Origin of the sequence: Rhizobium sp. TRM95796 (assembly GCF_025779995.1) — a bacterium.
Taxonomy (GTDB): Bacteria; Pseudomonadota; Alphaproteobacteria; order Rhizobiales; family Rhizobiaceae; genus Rhizobium_E.
In genome coordinates this window covers 1-18980 of record NZ_JAOXHE010000013.1, presented here as the reverse complement: position 1 = coordinate 18980, position 18980 = coordinate 1, and the positions used below count along the sequence as shown (strand labels likewise).

Here is an 18980-nt window from a genome sequence, read left to right as displayed (position 1 = left end):
TTTGTATTTTCTCGACAAAAAGAATGAACCCAAGCCGCGCTCACGTCAACGAAGCCGGCGGCCGAAACCGCCGGCTCTCACGCAAAGAATTCTGGGTCAGAGCACCAGCCGGAATTTTGCGTAACCGTCCTTGCCGTCGCCCGCGTCTTCGATTTTGACGTCCTTGATGCTTGTCAGGAAATCACGCGCCTTGGGGCCGGTTTCGAAGACGGCGGTCGCGCCGGAGACCGGGGCGAAGCGCCAGTTGCCGTCGGCGGTCGGGTTGATCGTGCCTTCGCGCATGATGTAGCGCACAAGCACGTCGCGGTTGGTGTCCGGTGCGGCCTGGATCACCTTGTCGTCCTTGATGTCGGGGAAATTGCCGCCGCCGCCGGCGCGGTAATTGTTGGTGGCGACAGCGAATTTCTGCGTGGGATCGATGGGCTTGCCTGCGAAAGCAAGATTCTTGATACGGCTGGCCTCGGCGTGCACGACATTGCCGTCGTGATCGTATTTCGCCGGCTGGCTGACATCGATTTCATAAGTGACGCCGTCGATCACGTCGAAATTATAGGACGGGAAATCCGGATTGATCAGATCGACATCCTTGGCGCCCGGCTGGACGCGGTTGAAGATGCCGGCCGACATCTCCAGCCAGTTCTTCACCTGCTCGCCGGTGATCGCCACGACGCGCAGCGTGTTGGGATAGAGGTAGAGATCGGCGACGTTCTTGATGGCGATGTCGCCGGCTGCGACATTGGTGTAGTAATCAGGGCCGCCGCGCCCGCCCGATTTGAACGGCGCGGCCGCCGACAGGAGCGGCAGATCCTTGAATTCGCCGTCCTTCAGGAGATCCTTCACATACCACATCTGGGCGTTGTTGACGATCTGCACCGATGGATCGTCGGCCACCAGCGCGAAATAGGAAAACAGCGGCGCCGATGTCTTGCCGACCGGACGACGCACATAAGCCAGTGTCGCCTCATGCTCGGGTTTGACCGCTTCGATGATCTCCGGCTTGTCCCGGACGTCGGCTATGACTTTCTTGTCCTCGCGATGATAGATAGGGCGGGCTTCGCAGGTGAAGTCGACGATCTTCCATTTGCCGCCATCCTGCTCGATGAGCAGGTCGATCAGCCCGAGATGCGAACCCCAGAAACCGCCCATCACCGCCGGCTTGCCCTGCAGCGCGCCTTTGACGGGATCGACGCCCGCCATGCCGTCCCAGGTCTTCGGGCCGGGGAAGACGAGATGCTGATGGCCGGTGAAGATCGCGTCGACGCCCTCGACGCCGGCGAGGTAAAGCGAGGCGTTCTCCATCCGCTCTTTTTCGCCGGTCGCGTCGATGCCGGAATGCGACAGCGCCACGACGATGTCGGCGCCGTCTTCCTTCATCCGGGGAACCCAGGCGCGAGCGGCTTGGACGATGTCGCGGGTATTGGCCTTTCCCTCGAGATTCTTGGAATCCCAGACCATGATCTGCGGCGGCACGAATCCGATAAAGGCGACCTTGATCACCGCCTCCTTGCCCGCGCCATCCTTGATCGTCTTCTCGATGATCCTGTAGGGCGGGAAGAACAGCTCGTCCTTCTGGGGATCGGACGCCAATTGACCCTTGGTCAGATTGGCGCAAACATAAGGGAAGTTGGCGCCTTTGACGGTGGCGAACAGATAATCGAGGCCGTAATTGAATTCGTGATTGCCGAGCGTGCCGCAGTCATAGCCGAGCAGGTTCATGGCCTTGATCACCGGATGGACCTGGCCGTCGTTCATGCCGCGCTCATAGGCGATGTAATCGCCGAGCGGATTGCCCTGCAGGAAATCGCCATTGTCGATCAGCACGGAATTGCTGGCCTCGGCGCGAATGGCGTCGATGATCGAGGCGGTGCGGGCCAGACCCTGCTTGTCGTCGGGACCGTCGGCGTAATAGTCGTAAGGGTAAAGCGCGACATGGATGTCCGTCGTTTCCATCAGCCGGAGATGCGCCTGGTTGGCGGCGGCGCGGGCGGCGAAGGGATGCAGCATCACCAAGGCCGCGCTGGAGGCGATGCCGGCGAGCACGCTACGGCGATTGGCGAGAAAGGGATCTTTGAACAGCATCGGCTTATCCTTTGTGACCATCATCGGTAAGGCTCGTTGGAAAAGAGAGCCTGAACGGGCTACGCCGCTATTGTGACGGCATTATCTCGCCGCAGCGAAAAGACGCAGGCGCCGCCCTCTGGCGAAACAAGGCGGAAGGCGGTATAGGCCGAGCGAGGCTCGGGATTGGCGAGATTGAAAGCCTTTTCCCTGTGAGCCGGTTCTGGTGGAAATCCCTACCTTCAAGTTCCGCTTTGAATGGTCTATCAGCCCCGCCAGAGTTAGAAAATACGTCCGAGGATCGAAGCTCCATGAACGCGCCCGCCACCAATCCCGAGATCGTTTCCGCCATTCCGGCGGGCGTCTATGCCGAGACGGTCACCGCCGTTCAGCATTACACCGACCGGCTGTTCCGCTTCCGCATGACGCGGCCGCAGGATTTCCGTTTCCGCTCGGGCGAATTCGCGATGATCGGCCTAATGGTCGAGGGCAAGCCCGTCTATCGCGCCTATTCGATCGCCAGCCCGGCCTGGGATGAGGAACTGGAATTCTTCTCGATCAAGGTGCCGGACGGCCCGCTCACCCAGCATCTGCAAAATGTGCAGGTCGGCGACACGGTGCTGATGCGCAAGAAATCCACCGGCACCCTGGTCAACGATGCGCTGCTTCCTGGCAAGCGGGTCTATATGTTCTCGACCGGCACCGGCATCGCGCCCTTCGCCAGCCTGATCCGCGATCCCGAGACCTATGAGAAGTTCGAGGAAGTCATCCTTTGCCACACGACGCGTGAGGTGGCGGAGTTAAAATACGGCTTCGACCTGATCGAGGAGATCAGGAACCACGAATTCCTGAGCGAGATCGTCGGCGACAAGCTCAAGCACTATGCCACCGTGACCCGCGAGGACTATCCCTTTCAGGGCCGCATCACCGACAATATCCGGTCGGGCAAGATGTTCGCCGATCTCGGCGTGCCGCCGATCGACCCGGCCATCGATCGCGGCATGATCTGCGGCTCTGCCGCCATGCTCAAGGAAACCAAGCAGTTGCTGATCGATGCGGGCCTCAATGAAGGCGCCAACAACAAGCCGGGCGAATTCGTCATCGAACGCGCCTTCGTCGATTGACGCCGAGCCGCGGCGTGGGCGACGCGATCCACGAGATGGCGAGCGTCGACGACCGCAGGCCGCCGCCCGACATCGTCGTCGGCTGTTTTGACAGCTGGCGGCATTGATCCTAAGACACCGCCATGCGCGTCACATCCGAATTCTTCGTTTCCGCCCTGATCCGCCGCGTCTTCTCCTCGGGCGGCTTTGCGGCCGTGGAGCGCAAGGGGGCGGCGGAAGCCGGGGCGATTTTCATCCGTACCCGCGGTCGCGATGGTCGGGAGACGCTCTATGGCCCGGCGCCGCAAAGTCTGTTCGACGCCGAGACGTCCGGCGACCGCCGCTTCGAGATCCGCGTCCGCAACGGCGAGGGGGCCGATGTCGAAGCCGTCATCGCCCGAGAGGCGAAATTCGATCCGGATCTCTGGCTGGTCGAGCTGGAGACAGACAATGTCGAAGGGCTGCTCACTGTGGATCACGACCCGGCGCATTAACCTATCATAAGCGGCGCGCCGGTATTGTCGTCCCATCCGGGGACGATCATGACGATTGCCATCACGAAAAATATGAAAACCACTCTGGTCGCCAATATCAGCGGCGAGGAATGGATCCTGTCGACGGGCGTGACCATCGCAACGTCCGGCCTGGCGATCGACGCCTCCTCGGCCGCCGGCGGACGCGTGTTCAAGATCCAGGGAACCTTGTCCTCGACCCATGGTCCGCTCTGGACGCTGGGCGCAGCCTCTCAATCCGGCGTAGACGCCGGCGACGATATAAAGATCGAAAGTACGGGTGTGCTGAACAGCGGCGGGGCGGGTTTGTCGGTCCTGAGCGGCGGCCTGACTTTCGGCAATGCGGGCGCGATCGCGGCCAAGGGCGTCGCCCTCGACCTTCACGGCGTCGACGCGACGGTCACCAATGATGCGACGATCGTCTCGACCCGTGCGCGCGCGATCTTCAGCCGCGCCGCTGACGCTTCGATCAACAACAACGGATCGATCAAAGCCTTCGGCGACTGCATCTCATCCTCGGGCAGCGACGCCGACCTGATCAATTCGGGCGCGCTCACATCCTCACACGGCCGAGGCGTCGCCTCGACAGGCAGGGCCGCCGAGATCGTCAACCACGGCAAGATTTCCGCCGACAGCGATGGCGTGTTTTCGAGCGCCGCCGGCGCGCTGATCTCCAATGACGGCGTGGTCATCGGCCGCGCCGCCGCCATTCGCTCTACAGGCGACAATGCGACCATCACCAACACCGAGAGAATGTCGGGCGCGACTTACGGCGTCTATTCCTCCGGCGACGATGTCGTCCTCACCAATCAAAAGACCATCAGCGGTGCAAAGACCGGCGTCGCACTGATGGGGGACGACGCCGTGCTGACCACCTCGGCCACACTGTCGGGAAAGGTGGCGCTGCTTGTCGTCGGCGACGGCGCCGTGATCACCAACGAAAACATCATCCGCGGCGCCTCGTCCACCGACGCCGCAATCCGGATAACGTCGACAGGCGTCACCGCCATCACCAACGCCGCCAACATCACCGCAGCCTCCGGCGTGGCCATCCAGGCCGGCGCGGGAATCGAGAAAATTCTCAACACCGGGACGATCGACGGCGACGTAAAACTGGGCGGGGGCGACGACTGGTTCAGCAGTCTGACGGGCGAGGTGAAAGGCAAGGTTCATGGCGGCGGCGGCGATGACATCTATGCCCTGGGCGGATCGGTGCGCATCGTGGAACGCAAGGGCGAGGGAATCGATACCGTGCAGATCTCCTATTCCCACGCGCTCGGCGCCAATGTCGAAAATCTGGAGCTGACAGGTTCGGCTGCCGCCGATGGAACCGGCAACAGTCTCGCCAATCGAATCACCGGAAATCGCGGCGACAACCAGTTGACAGGCAAAGGCGGCGACGATGTCTTCGTATTCGAGAGCGGCTTCGGTCACGATGTGGTGACGGATTTCGATCCCGGCCGCGACAGGATCGACCTGAGCGGCGCGGGCGACTTCTCTTCCTATGCGGATCTCAAAAGCCACATGATCGCGCATGGCGACGATGTGGTGATCGCTGCCGACGGCGGAGATAGGATCACGCTGCAATCGATCAGACCAGGTGAACTGCACAAGGCTGATTTTCTGTTGTGACCATGCATGTGCGGCGCGCGGGAGTGTTTCCCCGCGCGCCGCACAGCGCCCCCGTGATGGGATGTGGCGCGGCTGGTCCGCCAACAAACCGCGCCATCAACAGGTATGCCCTCTACGCTTTCGGTCCCCGCCGAGATGGCGCATGCGTTACCTGCCATGATGATTCTATAAGTCGCTTTCGCGCCGGACATGTTGATCTGAAGCAAATTTTGGCGATCGGAGGCGCGGTCGTTTTCAAAAGTCGAAACGCCCCGTCGTAAGGCGGGTTCAGATCCGCAGTCCGTCGATCAGATCGCCCATCGCGCGTTCGGCCTCGCTCGCATCGCCGTTCAGCAGCGCCCTGATCACCCGCACATGCAGGCTGACCGAGAGGTCGAGCGAGGCCTGGTTGGCGCTGTGATACCAGTAGCGCCGCGAATGGGTCTGCAACGCGCCGAGCGCCTGCGACAAAAATGGATTGGGGCAGGTGTCCTCCAACACCTCGTCGAACACTTTATCGGCCGCGAGAAAACCGTCCTTGTCGCCGGTCACCGCGCACTCTGTCATGGCCTTGGCGCAATCGATCAGCCGTTGTCGTGCTTCAGGCGTGATGACATCCGCCATCAGCTTCGCCGCCAGCGGTTCGAGTTGCCGTCTTGTCTGCAGCACCATCGCCGGATGATTCGCATTGAGCGCCGCGATCTGAAGTCCCGCCCGCGGTTTTATACTGATCAGCCCCTGCCATTCGAGCTTCTGGATCGCCTCGCGCACCGGCGTGCGGCCGAGGCCGAGCTCGGTGATCAACTGCTTTTCCGTCACCAGCGAGCCTGGAGCCAACCGCAGCGTCACGATCAGGCTCTCGAGCTTAAGATAGGCGAGACGGCTCTGGGACGGCGTCGATGATACGGGCTCGTCGGGCATGGCTGGCATCCAATTTGATATATCAGATCGGTCGCACATCGGACGGCGAATGTCAAACCAGCTGATATATCAATGATGTTAGGAAAATATTCAAGCGATGGCGACTGCCGCTGGCGCGCGGTTTTGCAATGTTCAATAAAATTGATCAGTCGACGAATTGCTCGGCGAGGATCCGGTCGGACCAGGAATGATCGGGGTCCGAAAGGAGCCGCGTCGTCCGCCCTTCGGACTGGGTGACGCGCACGGAAATCACCGATTTGACCTCGGTGTTGTCGGCGACCGCATTGACGGGACGTTTGTCCGGCTCGAGCACGGTAATGTCGACGGTCAGTTTTTCCGGCAGCAGCGCGCCGCGCCAACGGCGGGGACGGAAGGCGCTGACCGGCGTCATGGCGATCAGCGGCGCTTCGAGCGGCAAGATCGGCCCATGGGCGGAGAAATTATAGGCGGTGGAGCCGGCTGGCGTCGACAGCAGCAGTCCGTCGCAGATCAGCTCCGCCAGCCGCTCGCGCCCATCCACCGTCACTTTGAACTTGGCCGCCTGATAGGATTGCCGAAACAGCGAGACTTCGTTGATGGCGTAAGCGAGCGATTTGCCGCCATCGGCGTTGATCGTCTGCATTTTCAGTGGCCGGATCTCGTTGCACACGGCCTTCTCGATCCGCTCGATCAATCCGTCCTTGGTATAGGAGTTCATCAGGAAGCCGACCGAACCGCGATTCATGCCATAGGCCATCTTGCCCGTATCCATGATGGCGTGCAGCGTCTGCAGCATGAAGCCGTCGCCGCCGAGCGCCACCACGACATCGGCTTGCTCCATCGGCACGTGATCATAGAGCGCGGCGAGTTCGGCCCGAGCCGCTTCGGCCTCGTCGGTGGCGGAGGCGGCAAAGGCGATGGACTTGAAGTTTCGGGGCATGACGCGCTCAAAAACGGGATCGGGAGGAAATTGCTACATGAAATCGACCGGGATCAAAAGGCCTTGAAATTCCATAGTTTCGCTTCAACGGGCGTATTTTTCCGCCTTCGGCGTTTGACGCGCGGCGCCGCTTTCAGCAAAAGAACCGCCACGCGACCGCCTATCATGGCGGGACAAGGAGACGCGGATGCGCAAAATTCTCGTGATCGGCATCGGAACCGGCAATCCCGAACATGTCACCATCGAAGCGATCAATGCGCTGAACAGCGCCGATGTGCTGTTCATTCCCACCAAGGGCGCCAGGAAGGCCGATCTCGCCGAGACGAGGCGCGAGATCATTCGCCGCTATGTCACCAATCCCACGACCCGCAGCGTCGACTATGCGCTGCCGGTGCGCGACGCCACCGAACCCAGCTATCAGCGCGGCGTCGACGACTGGCACGCCGCCATCACCCGGATCTATGAAGACCTGTTCCTCTCCGAACTCGGCGAGGATGGCGTCGGCGCCTTTCTGGTCTGGGGCGACCCGATGCTGTATGATTCGACGCTGCGCATTCTCGAACGTGTGCGCGCGGCGGGCGGCGTCGAATTCGAGGTGAAGGTGATCGCGGGCATCACCTCGATCCAGGCGCTGTGCGCCGCGCATCGCATTCCGCTCAACCTGGTCGGCAAGCCGGTGGAGATCACCACCGGACGGCGGCTGGCGGAAAATTTTCCCGACAAAAGCCAGGCGTCGGTGGCGATGCTCGACGGCGAGCAGGCCTTCGCGAAGATCGACGATCCCGAGGCGGAAATCTTCTGGGGCGCCTATCTCGGCTCCGAGCACGAAATCGTTATTTCCGGCAATCTTCAGGAGAAGAAACAGGAGATCCTGGAGACCCGGGCCGCGGCTCGCGCCGAGCATGGCTGGATCATGGACATCTATCTGCTGCGCAAGGGCGCGGATTTCGATGACGAGGCTTGACCTCGCGCAAGGCGCTCCCTTGCCCGGCATTTAGAAAAGGCGTTTAACTCGTGCCCATGATGGATGACGCCATGATCCTCGCGCTCTCGCCGAACGCCGCACAGCATTTTCCCCTGCCGCCGATCCGGCGCGGCGAATGTCCGACGCTGTCTCAGCCGATGCCGACCGGCGACGGTCTGCTGGCGCGTCTCAGACCGGTGAATTCTGCGCTGACCTTTTACCAGCTCGCCGCGCTCGCGGAGGCGACAAAGCGTTTCGGCAATGGCCTGATCGAGATCACCGCCCGCGGCAGCCTGCAGGCGAGAGGCCTGAAGCCGGAAACGGTGGCCGATTTCGAGACGGCGGTGCTCGCGTCCGGGGTGATACCGACCCGCGGGCTCGGCGTCGAGACGCCGCCGCTCGCCGGGCTCGATCCGGATGAGCTCATCGATGTCAGGCCGATCGCCGCCGAACTGCGCGGCCGCGTCGCAGCCTTTGAACCGCCGCTCGCGCTGGCGGCCAAGCTGGCCGTGACCATCGACGGCGGCGGACGGTTTCATCTCGGGGCGGTGACGGCGGATATCAGACTGACGGCGTTCCGCGATTCGGGCGGGCAGATCCGCTTCGTCGTGTCCTGCGGCGGCACGGCGGCGAAAGCCCGGCGTCTGGGCATCGTCGAGGAAGGGCAGGCGGTCGACGCCGCGCTCCATCTCCTGACAATGTTGCATGCGATGGGGCCGGGGGCGCGCGGACGCGACCTGCCGGACGATGCCCTTTCCGCGCATTATACGACGCGGATCGATCTTCGGGCGATCGAGCTGTCGATGCAGGCGCCGCCGCTTCTCGGCCTTCATCCTATCGAAGACGGCGGCGTGGCGCTGGGCCTATCGTTCGCCTATGTCCAGGCGCAGACCGCCGCGATTAAGGCCTTGTGCGATCACGCCGCCCGGCTCGGCGTTGGTGAGATGAGGCTCGCGCCCGACCATGGCTTCCATGCGCTCTGCCCCTCGCAGGAGGTCGCGCGCGCCTTGCGTCAGGCCGCCGCCGACCTCGGCTTCTGGACCGACTCTGCCGATCCGCGCCGCGCGATCGCGCTCTGCGCGGGCGCGACCGGCTGCGCCTCGGCCTATTTCGACACGCGGGCGCTCGCCGATCGCCTCGTCGCCATTGCGCCGGAGTTGCTCGACGGCTCGTTCACCCTGCATTTGTCGGGCTGCGCCAAGGGTTGTGCGCATCCAGCCGCTTCTGTATTGACGCTGGTGGGTGCGTCAACAGGCTATGGGCTTGTCGTAAATGGGGCGGCTTCGGCCTCGCCATCCGCCTATAGTGCTGAAAACGACATTGGGAGCGCATTTGGACGCCTGGCGTCCATGGTGCGGGACAGCAGAGAGGATGGCGAATCGGCCGCTCAGTGCCTTACACGGCTCGGAGCGCGGCGCATCGCCTCGGCTCTGCAATTGGACGGGACATGACCGAATACGACTATATCCGCGACGGGAACGCCATTTACGAGCAGTCCTTCGCCATCATCCGCCGCGAGGCGGATCTGACGCGTTTCTCCGAAGCCGAGGCCGATCTCGCCGTGCGCATGATCCATGCCGCCGGCATGGTCGAGGCGGTCGAACATTTTCATTTTTCGCCTGGATTCGTCGACGCCGCCCGCGACGCGCTGAAATCTGGAGCGCCGATCTTTTGCGACGCCGAAATGGTGGCGCGCGGCGTGACCGCAGCCCGGCTGCCGGCCAATAACGACGTGATCTGTACGCTGCGCGATCCGCGCACCGCCGAGATCGCCAAGGAAATCGGCAACACCCGCTCGGCGGCGGCGATCCAGCTCTGGGGCGAGCGCATGGCGGGCTCCGTCGTGGCGATCGGCAATGCGCCGACCGCGCTCTTCTATCTGCTCGAACTTCTGCGCGACGGCGCCGTGCCCAAGCCGGCTGCGATTGTCGGCATGCCGGTGGGCTTTGTCGGCGCGCGCGAATCCAAGGATGCGCTGGCGGACAATTCCTATGGCGTGCCCTTCGCCATCGTGCGCGGCCGCCTGGGCGGCAGCGCCATGACGGCTGCGGCGCTGAACTCGCTGGCGAGGCCGGGCTTGTGAGCGCGCCGGGACGACTGATCGGCGTCGGCACCGGCCCCGGCGACCCCGACCTGATGACCGTCAAAGCGGTGAAGGCGCTCGCGTCGGCCGATGTCATGGCCTATTTCGCCAAGGCCGGACGGCGCGGCAATGGCCGCAGCATCGTCGACGGCATCGTCCGCGACGACATCATCGAACTGCCGCTCTATTATCCGGTGACCACGGAAATCGAGAAATATGAGAACGGCTATATCAGCCAGATCAACGATTTCTACGAGGAGTCGGCGGTGCGCGTGGCCGAGCATCTCGACGCCGGCCGCACCGTGGCGGTGCTGAGCGAAGGCGATCCGCTGTTCTACGGCTCCTATATGCATCTGCATGTGCGGCTCGCCCATCGCTATCCGACCGAGGTCATTCCAGGCGTCACCGCCATGTCGGGCTGCTGGTCGCAGGCGGGCGTGCCGATCGTGCAGGGCGATGATGTCCTGTCTGTTTTGCCGGGTACGATGCGCGAGCTGGAATTGGTTCGCCGGTTAAACGACACCGAAGCGGCGGTGATCATGAAGGTGGGTCGCAACCTGCCGAAGATCCGCCGGGCGCTGGCGGAGACCGGCCGCATCAATCAGGCCGTCTATGTCGAACGCGGCACCATGGCCAACACCCAGATGATTCCGCTCGCCCAGAAGCAGGACGACGCGGCGCCCTATTTCTCGATCGTGCTCGTGCCGGGCTGGAAGGACAAGCCATGACCGGCGCCAAGGGCACGCTCTATGTGATCGGCACCGGCCCCGGCTCGCCCGAGCAGATGACGCCTGAAGCCGTGGCGGCGGTGGAGAAGGCGACGGAATTCTTCGGCTATTTCCCCTATATCGACCGTCTGTCGCTCCGCGCTGACCAGATCCGCGTCGCCTCCGACAATCGCGAGGAGCTCGACCGCGCCAATGCGGCGCTGACACGCGCAGCCGCCGGCGTCGATGTCGCGGTTGTTTCGGGCGGCGATCCCGGCGTCTTCGCCATGGCCGCCGCCGTCTGCGAAGCGATCGAAAAGGGGCCTGAAGACTGGCGCGAGATCGATCTCGTCATAACACCCGGCGTCACGGCGATGCTGGCCGTGGCAGCCCGTTCCGGCGCGCCGCTCGGCCATGATTTCTGCTGCATGTCGCTGTCGGACAATCTCAAGCCTTGGGACGTCATCACCCGGAGGCTGCGACTTGCCGCCGAAGCCGGCTTCGTGATCGCGCTCTACAATCCGATCAGCAAGGCGCGGCCCTGGCAGCTGGGCGAAGCCTTCACGCTGCTGGCCGAGATTCTGCCGCCGACGACGCCGATCATTTTCGGCCGCGCCGCCGGCCGCCCGGATGAAAAGATCGTGGTCAGGCCGCTGTCGGAGGCCGAAGCCGGCATGGCCGACATGGCGACCTGCGTGATCATCGGCTCGCCGGAAACCCGCATCATCACTCGGCCGGGCAAGTCCGATCTCGTCTATTCGCCGCGTTACTTCGCTGGGGCCAAAGCGTGATCGATGAAGGCCAACGCGCTTTCGACCGTCGCGACGCAAGCGGCGCCGTCAATGCGTTTGCGCTCGACTATGACAACCGGAAGCCCGAGACGGCGGGCCGCCTCGATCTTGGCATAGGTCGCCGCGCCGCCGGAGTTTTTCGACACGACCACATCGATGGCGTATTCTGTGAGCAGGTTTATTTCATCATCCAGCGAGAAGGGACCGGTCGCAAGAATGTAGCGGCAATCCGGCGCCGCGATCGGCGGATCGATAGGGTCGACGCTGCGGGCGAGATAAAAATGCTGCGGCGCGCGCGAAAACAGATGCGCCTCCTGCCGGCCGATGGCGAGAAAGACCCGTCGCGGCGCGACGCCGATCATTTCTACCGCGTCTTCGATCGACGCGACGATGCGCCAGTCGTCTCCCGGTTCCTCCACCCAGCCGGGACGACTGAGGCAGAGCAGCGGCGTTCCGACCAGACCAGCCGCGGCAATGGCGTTGGGCGTCATGCGTTGGGCAAAGGGATGGGTCGCGTCAACAAGCAGAGCGATGTCTTCCGCTTTCAGATGAGCCGCCAGTCCCTCGACGCCTCCAAATCCGCCGTGACGGGTATTGACCGGCAACGGCCTAGGCTCCTGCGTGCGGCCGGCCAGCGACACGGTGACGTCGAGATCCTTGCGCGGCGCCAGCGCTTCGGCCAATTTGCGCGCTTCCGTCGTGCCGCCGAGAATGAGGATTTTGGAGGCCGCCATGTCTGAAAACATCCTTTCGACGCCCTGGCTCGAAATTATCGGCCTCGGCGAAGACGGTATAACCGGGCTCGGCGACGAGGCCAAGCACAGGATCGCGGCCGCCGAAATCGTTTATGGCGGCGCCCGCCATCTCGAGCTCGCCGCAACGCTGATCACGGGCGAGGGCCGGCGCTGGGCTTCGCCCATCGACCTCTCGGTTCAGGAAATCAAGGGCCTGCGGGGCCGCCGCGTCTGCGTGCTCGCCTCCGGCGACCCGTTCTTTTTCGGCATGGGCGCGACGCTCTCGCGCAGCATCGACGCACGTGAGATGCGAGTCGTCCCGCATCCGAGCGCCTTCAGCCTGGCGGCCTCCCGGCTCGGTTGGCCGCTGCAGGATCTGGCGCTGGTGTCGCTGCATGGTCGTCCGATCGATCTCATCCGCCCACATCTGCAGCCCTGCGCGCGCATTCTCGCGCTGACCTCCGATGAAAAAGGGCCTGCTGAACTCGCGTCGCTTCTGACCGAAAGCGGCTTCGGCGCCTCCCGGCTGTTCGTGCTCGAGGCGCTTGGCGGCGACAGCGAGCGGTTGACCGCCATGCGCGCCGACGCCTATGCGCTCACATCCGTGAACCCGCTCAATATCTGCGCGGTCGAGGTGGAGGCGGGCGAGGGCGCCCGCGTGCTGCCGCTCGCGCCGGGCCTAAACGATTCGCTGTTCGAGCATGACGGACAGATCACCAAGCGCGAGGCGCGCGCGCTCACGCTGTCGGCGCTGTCGCCGCTCAAGGGCGAGTTGCTGTGGGATATCGGCGCGGGCTCCGGCTCGATCGCCATCGAATGGATGCTGCGCCATCCCGCCATGCGCGCCATCGCTATCGAAGGGCATGCGGAGCGCGCCGCCCGCATCCGCCGCAATGCGGCCGCCTTCGGCGTTCCCGGTCTGGCGACGGTCGAGGGACAGGCGCCCGTTGCGCTTTCGGGCCTGCCGACGCCGGACGCGATCTTCATCGGCGGCGGCGGCTCGGAACCGGGCGTGATGGATGCGGCGATCGCCGCGGTCAGGCCGGGCGGAACACTGGTCGCCAATTCGGTGACCTTGGAAATGGATGCGGTTCTCTTGGCGGAACATGCGAAGCACGGCGGATCGCTGACGCGGATCGAACTGTCGCGCGCCTCTCCCGTGGGCGCGATGACCGGCTGGCGGCCCGCCATGCCGCTGACGCAATGGCGCTGGGTGAAGCCGAATAACTGGAAAGACGAGACATGACGGTACATTTCATCGGCGCCGGCCCCGGCGCGGCCGATCTCATCACTTTGCGCGGCGCGCGCCTGATCGGCGAATGCCCCGTCTGCCTCTATGCCGGCTCGATCGTATCGCCGGAGCTGTTGTCTTATTGCCCCGAAGGCGCGCGCATCGTCGACACGGCGCCGATGTCGCTCGACGAGATCGAAGCGGAATATCTCAAGGCGGAGGAAGCTGGCCAGGATGTGGCGCGGCTGCATTCCGGCGATCTCTCGGTCTGGAGCGCGGTCGCCGAACAGATGCGCCGGCTGGATCGGCACGGGATCGCCTATACGCTGACCCCGGGCGTGCCGTCCTTCGCCGCCGCCGCTGCCGCGCTTGGCCGTGAACTGACCATTCCCTCCGTGGCGCAAAGCCTGGTGCTGACCCGGGTGTCGGGCCGCGCCTCGCCGATGCCGGGCAAGGAAAGGCTGGAAGTCTTCGGCGAGAGCGGCGCCACGCTCGCCATCCATCTCGCCATTCACGCTTTGCCGCAGGTGGTGGCGGAGCTGATGCCGCTTTATGGCGCCGACTGCCCGGTCGCCATCGTCGTCAAGGCCAGCTGGCCGGACCAGCGAATCGTCAGGGGCACGCTCTCGACCATCGAGGCCCTGGTGCAGGAAGATCCGATCGACCGCACGGCGCTGATTTTCGTTGGGCCGGGGCTGGCGGCGGAGGATTTTCGCGAGAGTTCGCTCTACGATCCCGACTACCAGCGTCGCTTCCGCGGCCGCGACGGGTTCTCACTGTAAAAGAATCGAAAGGGCCGGCGCGAGGCCGGCCCTTCAGATCAATTGCTTTCGACCGAGACGCCGTTTTCGTTGAGCTTCAGCTCCACGCCTTCGGGTTTGCTTTCCTCGCGATAGGCGTAGACCGAAAATCCGATCACCGCGACGACAAGTGCGCCGATGATCAGATAAAGCGCATTGTTCCTGCTCATGAGCGCTCCCTCAGAAACGCCATTTCGAGCGCGGCGGCTCGGAAGCGCTTGCCGCGCCCGCGAGATAGCCGATGGCTGCGCCGATCAGGCCTGCCGTGACCGCGATGGACGTCGCCGTGCCCGGGTGCGCGCGGACTGTTTCCATCGCGTCTTCGCCCTGGACACGCAGCGTGTGGGCGGCGCGACGCGCCTGTTTCGACGCCGAGCGCAGGCGCGGTCGCGCTGCATCCGCCGCATCGCTCGTCATCCCCGACAGAGCTTCCGAAATATCGGAGATCTGCTCGCGGAGCGTAGCGAGCTGTTGCTCCAGGGCCTGTCGGCCATTCGACAAAGTATCGTCCTTCATGATCCACCTCGTTTGTTCCCCGGATCAACGCGGAGGCGTGAAGGTGGTTCCGAGAAAATTTCGGAAAATCGCGATCGAAACGTAAGAGGGAGCGAATCGCCGCGGGTAAAGCACCGGAATTCGTGGGTTCTGACGCGAATTCGGGCAAATAACGAAGAAGGCGGGCTACCCATATCGGGAGACCCGCCTCGACTGCTTGAATTCGGTGGTGCCCCCAGCAAGACTCGAACTCGCGACCCCCTGATTACAAATCAGGTGCTCTACCAACTGAGCTATAAGGGCATCCGCGCTCGGAATAGCAGATTCACTCTTCGTGTAAAGCAGAAAATGGTCTCCGTCGCGCCGGCCTGCGCCGTCAGAGAACGGATTGGATGAAGTCGTCGACCATCGCCGTGTAGCCGCTGGCCACGCCGAGTTGGGCGTTGACGTCGCCCGAGGAGACACTCTGAGGCGAGACCGTCACGGAGACGCCCTTCCGTTCCGCCGCAGACGCGAAGGCTCGCGCCTTGCCGCAGGAATCGCTGGCGCTTTCGGCGGAGCATACGACCATCATCGGCAAGCCGCTCGTCGCCAGAAGGTCGGTCGGCGAGGAATCCTCCCAATATTCGAGATTGGAGCCGAAGGCGGTGGCATAGACGGCGGAATGGTTCGATTGCATGATTGCCGGAATGTCGAGCGCCGGCGTTTCCAGCACCACCGCCGCAGTCCAGGGCTTGGCCCCCTGGTCGGCGGCGAGCGAGGGATTGGAGGAGAGAAGGGCGGTCAGGTGGCCGCCGGCCCCGGCGCCCATCAGCACGATCTTGCCGGCGTCGGCGGACCAGTTGGCTGCGTTCTTCTGCACCGAAGCGAGCGCGAGCGCCACGTCGGCGGCCTGGATCAAGGGATCTTTCTTGGGGAGCAGCCGATAATTAATCGAGACGAAGACATAGCCTTTCGCGACCCAGTAGCCGGCTTTGGCGACCGCGACGGCGGACTCCTGCTTGTCGCCGCCCGACCAGTCGCCTCCATGCACCATGACGATCACCGGCGCCGAGGATCGCGATTCGGGAAGATAGACGTCGTATTTCTGGTCGTCGTCGAGACCATAGGGAATATCGACATTCACCGTCGCGCCCGACACGCCCTGATAGCCGTCCCGAAAGGACTGCGTCAGCGGATCGGATTGGAAATCGAGAAGAGGGTTGGTCGAGGCGGCGATCGCGGGAGCTCGAAGGACGAGCGGCGCAGCCAGCAAAAAGGCCACAGCGCCGAAAATGCGTGCGAAGCGATAAGGGGTCATGCTCGATAATCCATGTTCAACTTGCGCGTCATGCGCTATCCCATCCTCAGTAGAGGTAAGATGCGCGCCCATCGCAACCGAGACCTTTGAAACTGGTTGCGATCGGGTTTCGGGAGAGGATGAGACATGACGTTTCTGCATCGATTCGGAACACTCTCACGCAAGGGCGGGCTGACGCTGGCCGCAAGCCTGATGCTCGCGACCGGGCCTGCCTTCGCTCAGGAACAACCGTCAGACGATCAGGCCCAGGAACCGATGGATGTCGCCGACATCGTCACCATCTCCTGCCAGGACGGAACAGAGCTTCATGGCGTGTTCACCGAGGCCGGCGTCGACCTCACCCTGACGGACGGAAAGAAGGTCAGTCTGCCGGAAGCCGAGACCGAAGAGGGGTTTTCCTTCACCAACGGCGCCTATACGCTGGCGGGCGACGAGGAGACGCTGAGCTTCACCACGGGCAAGAAGGCGCCGGTGGCCTGCGACATCAAGGATGACGGCCCGCCGTCGAAATTCGACGCGCCGCTGTTCATCGACACCGAACCGCTTCCCGCCGACAAGGCCAATCCGGACATACAGCCGCAGGTCAACTGCTATCGATTCCCGGGCTATATGGTCAAGGAAGTCGATCTGGGCGAAAAGGGCGCCGAAAGCCTGTCCATCGCGCCGCAAACCGCGGCGTGCAAGAAAGACGCGGGCAAGGACGAAAAGCCGGTCAAAGACGAGACCGCCGGTTATTTTCTCGGTTCAAAAGGCAAATTCGTGTTTTTCCAGGCGCCCGACAGCGTCAACGGCGGCCTGCCTTTCGTGGTCTATGATCAGTCGGCGATGAAGCGGCTGTTCGAAGACGCCTTCGCCGGCCAGGATTTTTATGACATCGCGGTGGATGGCGACAAGATCACGCTGACCTTCGACCGCGTCTATTCCGCCTCCTGCTCGCTCTATTCCGGCGACGCGACCTGCCTGGGCGAGGTCAAGCGCGCCACGGGTCTCGGCGAGGTCGCGCCGATTCCGGATTGCAAGGCGGAGTATGATCAGGAGAAACAGGCCAATCCGGACGCCGCCGCCGAGATCGACAAGGTCCCGAGCGTGGTGACCTACAAGGCCAAGCTGGTCTGGGACGGCGCGGCGGCGGCCATTACGCCCGAAGCGGGACCTACCGTCTGCCATCTGGCGTCGTGAGGCGATTGCGCCCGTCCGTTGCGGCCGGGCGCGCCGGCTTTATTTCATGAGATGCGTCCGCGCCGCATAAAGCGAGATCGCCGCGGCGTTCGAGACGTTCAGCGACTTGATCGCGCCGGGCATATCCAGCCGGGCAAGCGCGGTGCAGGTGTTGCGCGTCTTCTGGCGCAGGCCCTTGCCTTCCGCGCCCAGCACCAGCGCCACCTTGTCCTTGGAAAAAGTCTGTTCGAGCGGCTGCGGCCCTTCCGAGTCGAGACCGATCGTCTCGAAGCCGAGGCGGTGCAGCTCTTCCAGCGCGTCGGCCAGATTGGTGATCTGGATATAGGGGATGAGTTCGAGCGCGCCGGAAGCCGACTTCGCCATCACACCCGATTCCGCCGGCGAATGTCTCTCCGTGGTGACGACGGCGGCGGCGTCGAAGGCGACGGCCGAGCGCAGGATCGCCCCGACATTGTGCGGATCGGTGACCTGGTCGAGCACCAGAATCAGCGGCCGATCCTTGAGCGAATCGAGCTTGCGCACCGGGAGAGGGCGCGTCTCCAACAGCACGCCTTGATGGATCGCGTCGTCGCCCAGCAATTTGTCGATATCCTGCGGGCTGACGATCTCGATCGGAAAAGGCTGCGCCTCGACGTCGCTGATCTCCAGCCTGGCCAGCGCATTCTTCGTCGCCTTGAGAGAGAGGAGCTTGCGTGAGGGATTGTCGAGGGCCGCGCGCACGGTGTGTATGCCATAGAGCCAGACGAGGTCGCCGCCCGGCAGCGCCGGCTTTTTATCCACAGGCCCCTTGCGCTTGAAAGCCGGGGCGGGAGGCAGTTCGCCGCGCTCGCGCTTCTGGTCCCGCACGGCGCGCCGGAGGTTTGCGTAATGCGTATCTTTCGGGGTCTTGGTGTCTTTGCTCATGAAATCACAGTCTTTTTGGGAGGCGCCGCGTCGTATGCCGGTTTTGTGAATAGCCGACAAAAAATTTGGAAAGCCATGTTGACAGTTTTCGGTTGGGCGGTCATATACCCCCCACGAACGCAGCGAACAACTGCTTTCGAGAATGCTTGGTCGCTTGATCCGGACGACGAAAAACGGAGAGATGCCCGAGTGGTTAAAGGGGACGGACTGTAAATCCGTTGGCTCAGCCTACGTTGGTTCAAATCCAACTCTCTCCACCATTCGTCATCGGATCGCGAGGCGGGTATAGCTCAATGGTAGAGCAGCAGCCTTCCAAGCTGAATACGCGGGTTCGATTCCCGCTACCCGCTCCAGTCTCTTCTTCATGCATCTTTTGAATTCCGGTGTGTAACTGCTTGGCCGCGGCGGGTTTTTCGCATCGCGGGTTTTTCCCCGGTTCGGCGATCCAAACGCCGCGAATCGGTCTGACCGGCCCTTCATCCTTTCTCAACGATTTTGCTTGCGCTCCTGCGTCGAAACCTCTAAACGGCTGCGCAATCCGGCGTGGACCCATGCGCTGGCAGGCCCGTCCTTTGATCTCGAGGAAGCAAGAATGGCAAAAGGTAAGTTTGAGCGGAATAAGCCGCACGTGAACATTGGCACGATCGGTCACGTCGACCACGGCAAGAC

19 protein-coding genes and 3 tRNA genes are annotated in these 18980 nt (G+C 63.2%); 13 read left to right on the top strand and 9 right to left on the bottom strand.

Annotation, left to right across the window (positions count from 1 at the left end):
• Positions 1 to 96 precede the first annotated feature (96 nt).
• Complete coding sequence (locus OCK01_RS23195; RefSeq protein ID WP_263826027.1) at positions 97 to 2079, bottom strand: bifunctional 2',3'-cyclic-nucleotide 2'-phosphodiesterase/3'-nucleotidase; 1983 nt, start codon at positions 2077 to 2079, stop codon at positions 97 to 99.
• A gap of 290 nt (positions 2080 to 2369) precedes the next feature.
• Here OCK01_RS23195 and OCK01_RS23190 point away from each other — a divergent pair, with 290 nt between their 5' ends.
• The 3 genes from OCK01_RS23190 to OCK01_RS23180 all read left to right on the top strand — a co-directional run bounded on the left by OCK01_RS23190 (position 2370) and on the right by OCK01_RS23180 (position 5305).
• The gene (locus tag OCK01_RS23190; RefSeq protein ID WP_263826026.1) at positions 2370 to 3182 is read left to right on the top strand and encodes a ferredoxin--NADP reductase; all 813 of its coding nucleotides are present in this window, start codon (positions 2370 to 2372) and stop codon (positions 3180 to 3182) included.
• 122 nt (positions 3183 to 3304) lie between these two features.
• The gene (locus OCK01_RS23185) at positions 3305 to 3655 is read left to right on the top strand and encodes a DUF1491 family protein (protein WP_263826025.1); all 351 of its coding nucleotides are present in this window, start codon (positions 3305 to 3307) and stop codon (positions 3653 to 3655) included.
• 48 nt (positions 3656 to 3703) lie between these two features.
• A complete protein-coding gene (locus OCK01_RS23180) occupies positions 3704 to 5305 on the top strand; it encodes a hypothetical protein (protein ID WP_263826024.1) in 1602 nt (533 codons plus the stop codon).
• Positions 5306 to 5572: 267 nt separating this feature from the next.
• Here OCK01_RS23180 and OCK01_RS23175 read toward each other — a convergent pair whose 3' ends face one another.
• Positions 5573 to 6205 (bottom strand): GntR family transcriptional regulator, encoded by a 633-nt coding sequence (locus OCK01_RS23175; RefSeq protein WP_182826366.1) that lies wholly within the window; start codon positions 6203 to 6205, stop codon positions 5573 to 5575.
• Positions 6206 to 6350: 145 nt separating this feature from the next.
• Positions 6351 to 7124 carry an NAD kinase gene (locus OCK01_RS23170; protein WP_263826023.1) on the bottom strand — a complete coding sequence of 258 codons (774 nt, stop codon included), beginning with the start codon at positions 7122 to 7124 and terminating at the stop codon, positions 6351 to 6353.
• Between the two features lie 187 nt (positions 7125 to 7311).
• Between OCK01_RS23170 and cobF the strand changes: the two genes are divergently transcribed.
• From cobF to OCK01_RS23145, 5 genes are read left to right on the top strand one after another with little or no spacing between them, the layout of a single operon-like run.
• Positions 7312 to 8088 carry a precorrin-6A synthase (deacetylating) gene (cobF, locus tag OCK01_RS23165; protein WP_263826022.1) on the top strand — a complete coding sequence of 259 codons (777 nt, stop codon included), beginning with the start codon at positions 7312 to 7314 and terminating at the stop codon, positions 8086 to 8088.
• A gap of 56 nt (positions 8089 to 8144) precedes the next feature.
• On the top strand, positions 8145 to 9539 hold the full coding sequence (gene cobG, locus OCK01_RS23160; RefSeq protein ID WP_263826084.1) for a precorrin-3B synthase: 1395 nt from the start codon (positions 8145 to 8147) through the stop codon (positions 9537 to 9539).
• Positions 9536 to 10171 (top strand): precorrin-8X methylmutase, encoded by a 636-nt coding sequence (locus OCK01_RS23155; RefSeq protein WP_263826021.1) that lies wholly within the window; start codon positions 9536 to 9538, stop codon positions 10169 to 10171. Before cobG ends, OCK01_RS23155 begins: the two co-directional genes overlap by 4 nt.
• On the top strand, positions 10168 to 10899 hold the full coding sequence (locus tag OCK01_RS23150; RefSeq protein WP_263826020.1) for a precorrin-2 C(20)-methyltransferase: 732 nt from the start codon (positions 10168 to 10170) through the stop codon (positions 10897 to 10899). Before OCK01_RS23155 ends, OCK01_RS23150 begins: the two co-directional genes overlap by 4 nt.
• Positions 10896 to 11669, top strand: a complete 774-nt coding sequence (locus OCK01_RS23145; protein ID WP_263826019.1) for a precorrin-3B C(17)-methyltransferase — start codon at positions 10896 to 10898, stop codon at positions 11667 to 11669. The genes OCK01_RS23150 and OCK01_RS23145 overlap by 4 nt, the downstream gene beginning before the upstream one ends.
• Here OCK01_RS23145 and OCK01_RS23140 read toward each other — a convergent pair.
• The gene (locus OCK01_RS23140; protein WP_263826018.1) at positions 11645 to 12403 is read right to left on the bottom strand and encodes a cobalt-precorrin-6A reductase; all 759 of its coding nucleotides are present in this window, start codon (positions 12401 to 12403) and stop codon (positions 11645 to 11647) included. The two genes, OCK01_RS23145 and OCK01_RS23140, sit on opposite strands and share 25 nt — an antisense overlap.
• Between OCK01_RS23140 and cbiE the strand changes: the two genes are divergently transcribed.
• Together cbiE and cobM are read left to right on the top strand one after the other, a co-directional pair.
• Entirely contained in the window at positions 12402 to 13649 is a 1248-nt protein-coding gene (cbiE, locus tag OCK01_RS23135; RefSeq protein ID WP_263826017.1) for a precorrin-6y C5,15-methyltransferase (decarboxylating) subunit CbiE, read from the top strand. The two genes, OCK01_RS23140 and cbiE, sit on opposite strands and share 2 nt — an antisense overlap.
• Positions 13646 to 14416 (top strand): precorrin-4 C(11)-methyltransferase, encoded by a 771-nt coding sequence (gene cobM / locus OCK01_RS23130; protein ID WP_263826016.1) that lies wholly within the window; start codon positions 13646 to 13648, stop codon positions 14414 to 14416. Before cbiE ends, cobM begins: the two co-directional genes overlap by 4 nt.
• A 38-nt stretch (positions 14417 to 14454) precedes the next feature.
• Here the strand turns inward: cobM and OCK01_RS23125 are convergent, their stop codons facing one another.
• The 4 genes from OCK01_RS23125 to OCK01_RS23110 all read right to left on the bottom strand — a co-directional run bounded on the left by OCK01_RS23125 (position 14455) and on the right by OCK01_RS23110 (position 16229).
• Positions 14455 to 14604, bottom strand: a complete 150-nt coding sequence (locus OCK01_RS23125) for a hypothetical protein (RefSeq protein WP_182826356.1) — start codon at positions 14602 to 14604, stop codon at positions 14455 to 14457.
• Between the two features lie 10 nt (positions 14605 to 14614).
• Entirely contained in the window at positions 14615 to 14950 is a 336-nt protein-coding gene (locus OCK01_RS23120) for a hypothetical protein (RefSeq protein ID WP_182826355.1), read from the bottom strand.
• Positions 14951 to 15156: 206 nt separating this feature from the next.
• Positions 15157 to 15232 (bottom strand) — tRNA-Thr (locus OCK01_RS23115).
• A 73-nt stretch (positions 15233 to 15305) separates the two neighbouring features.
• Complete coding sequence (locus OCK01_RS23110; RefSeq protein ID WP_263826015.1) at positions 15306 to 16229, bottom strand: alpha/beta hydrolase; 924 nt, start codon at positions 16227 to 16229, stop codon at positions 15306 to 15308.
• Between the two features lie 126 nt (positions 16230 to 16355).
• On the opposite strand from OCK01_RS23110, the gene OCK01_RS23105 reads away from it, so the two are divergent.
• Complete coding sequence (locus tag OCK01_RS23105) at positions 16356 to 17408, top strand: hypothetical protein (protein WP_263826014.1); 1053 nt, start codon at positions 16356 to 16358, stop codon at positions 17406 to 17408.
• Between the two features lie 39 nt (positions 17409 to 17447).
• Here the strand turns inward: OCK01_RS23105 and rlmB are convergent, their stop codons facing one another.
• Positions 17448 to 18311, bottom strand: a complete 864-nt coding sequence (gene rlmB / locus OCK01_RS23100) for a 23S rRNA (guanosine(2251)-2'-O)-methyltransferase RlmB (RefSeq protein WP_263826013.1) — start codon at positions 18309 to 18311, stop codon at positions 17448 to 17450.
• A 175-nt stretch (positions 18312 to 18486) separates the two neighbouring features.
• On the opposite strand from rlmB, the gene OCK01_RS23095 reads away from it, so the two are divergent.
• Together OCK01_RS23095 and OCK01_RS23090 are read left to right on the top strand one after the other, a co-directional pair.
• A tRNA-Tyr gene (locus tag OCK01_RS23095) sits at positions 18487 to 18571 on the top strand.
• Positions 18572 to 18590: 19 nt separating this feature from the next.
• Positions 18591 to 18664: transfer RNA gene (locus OCK01_RS23090), tRNA-Gly, on the top strand.
• Positions 18665 to 18980: the final 316 nt, after the last annotated feature.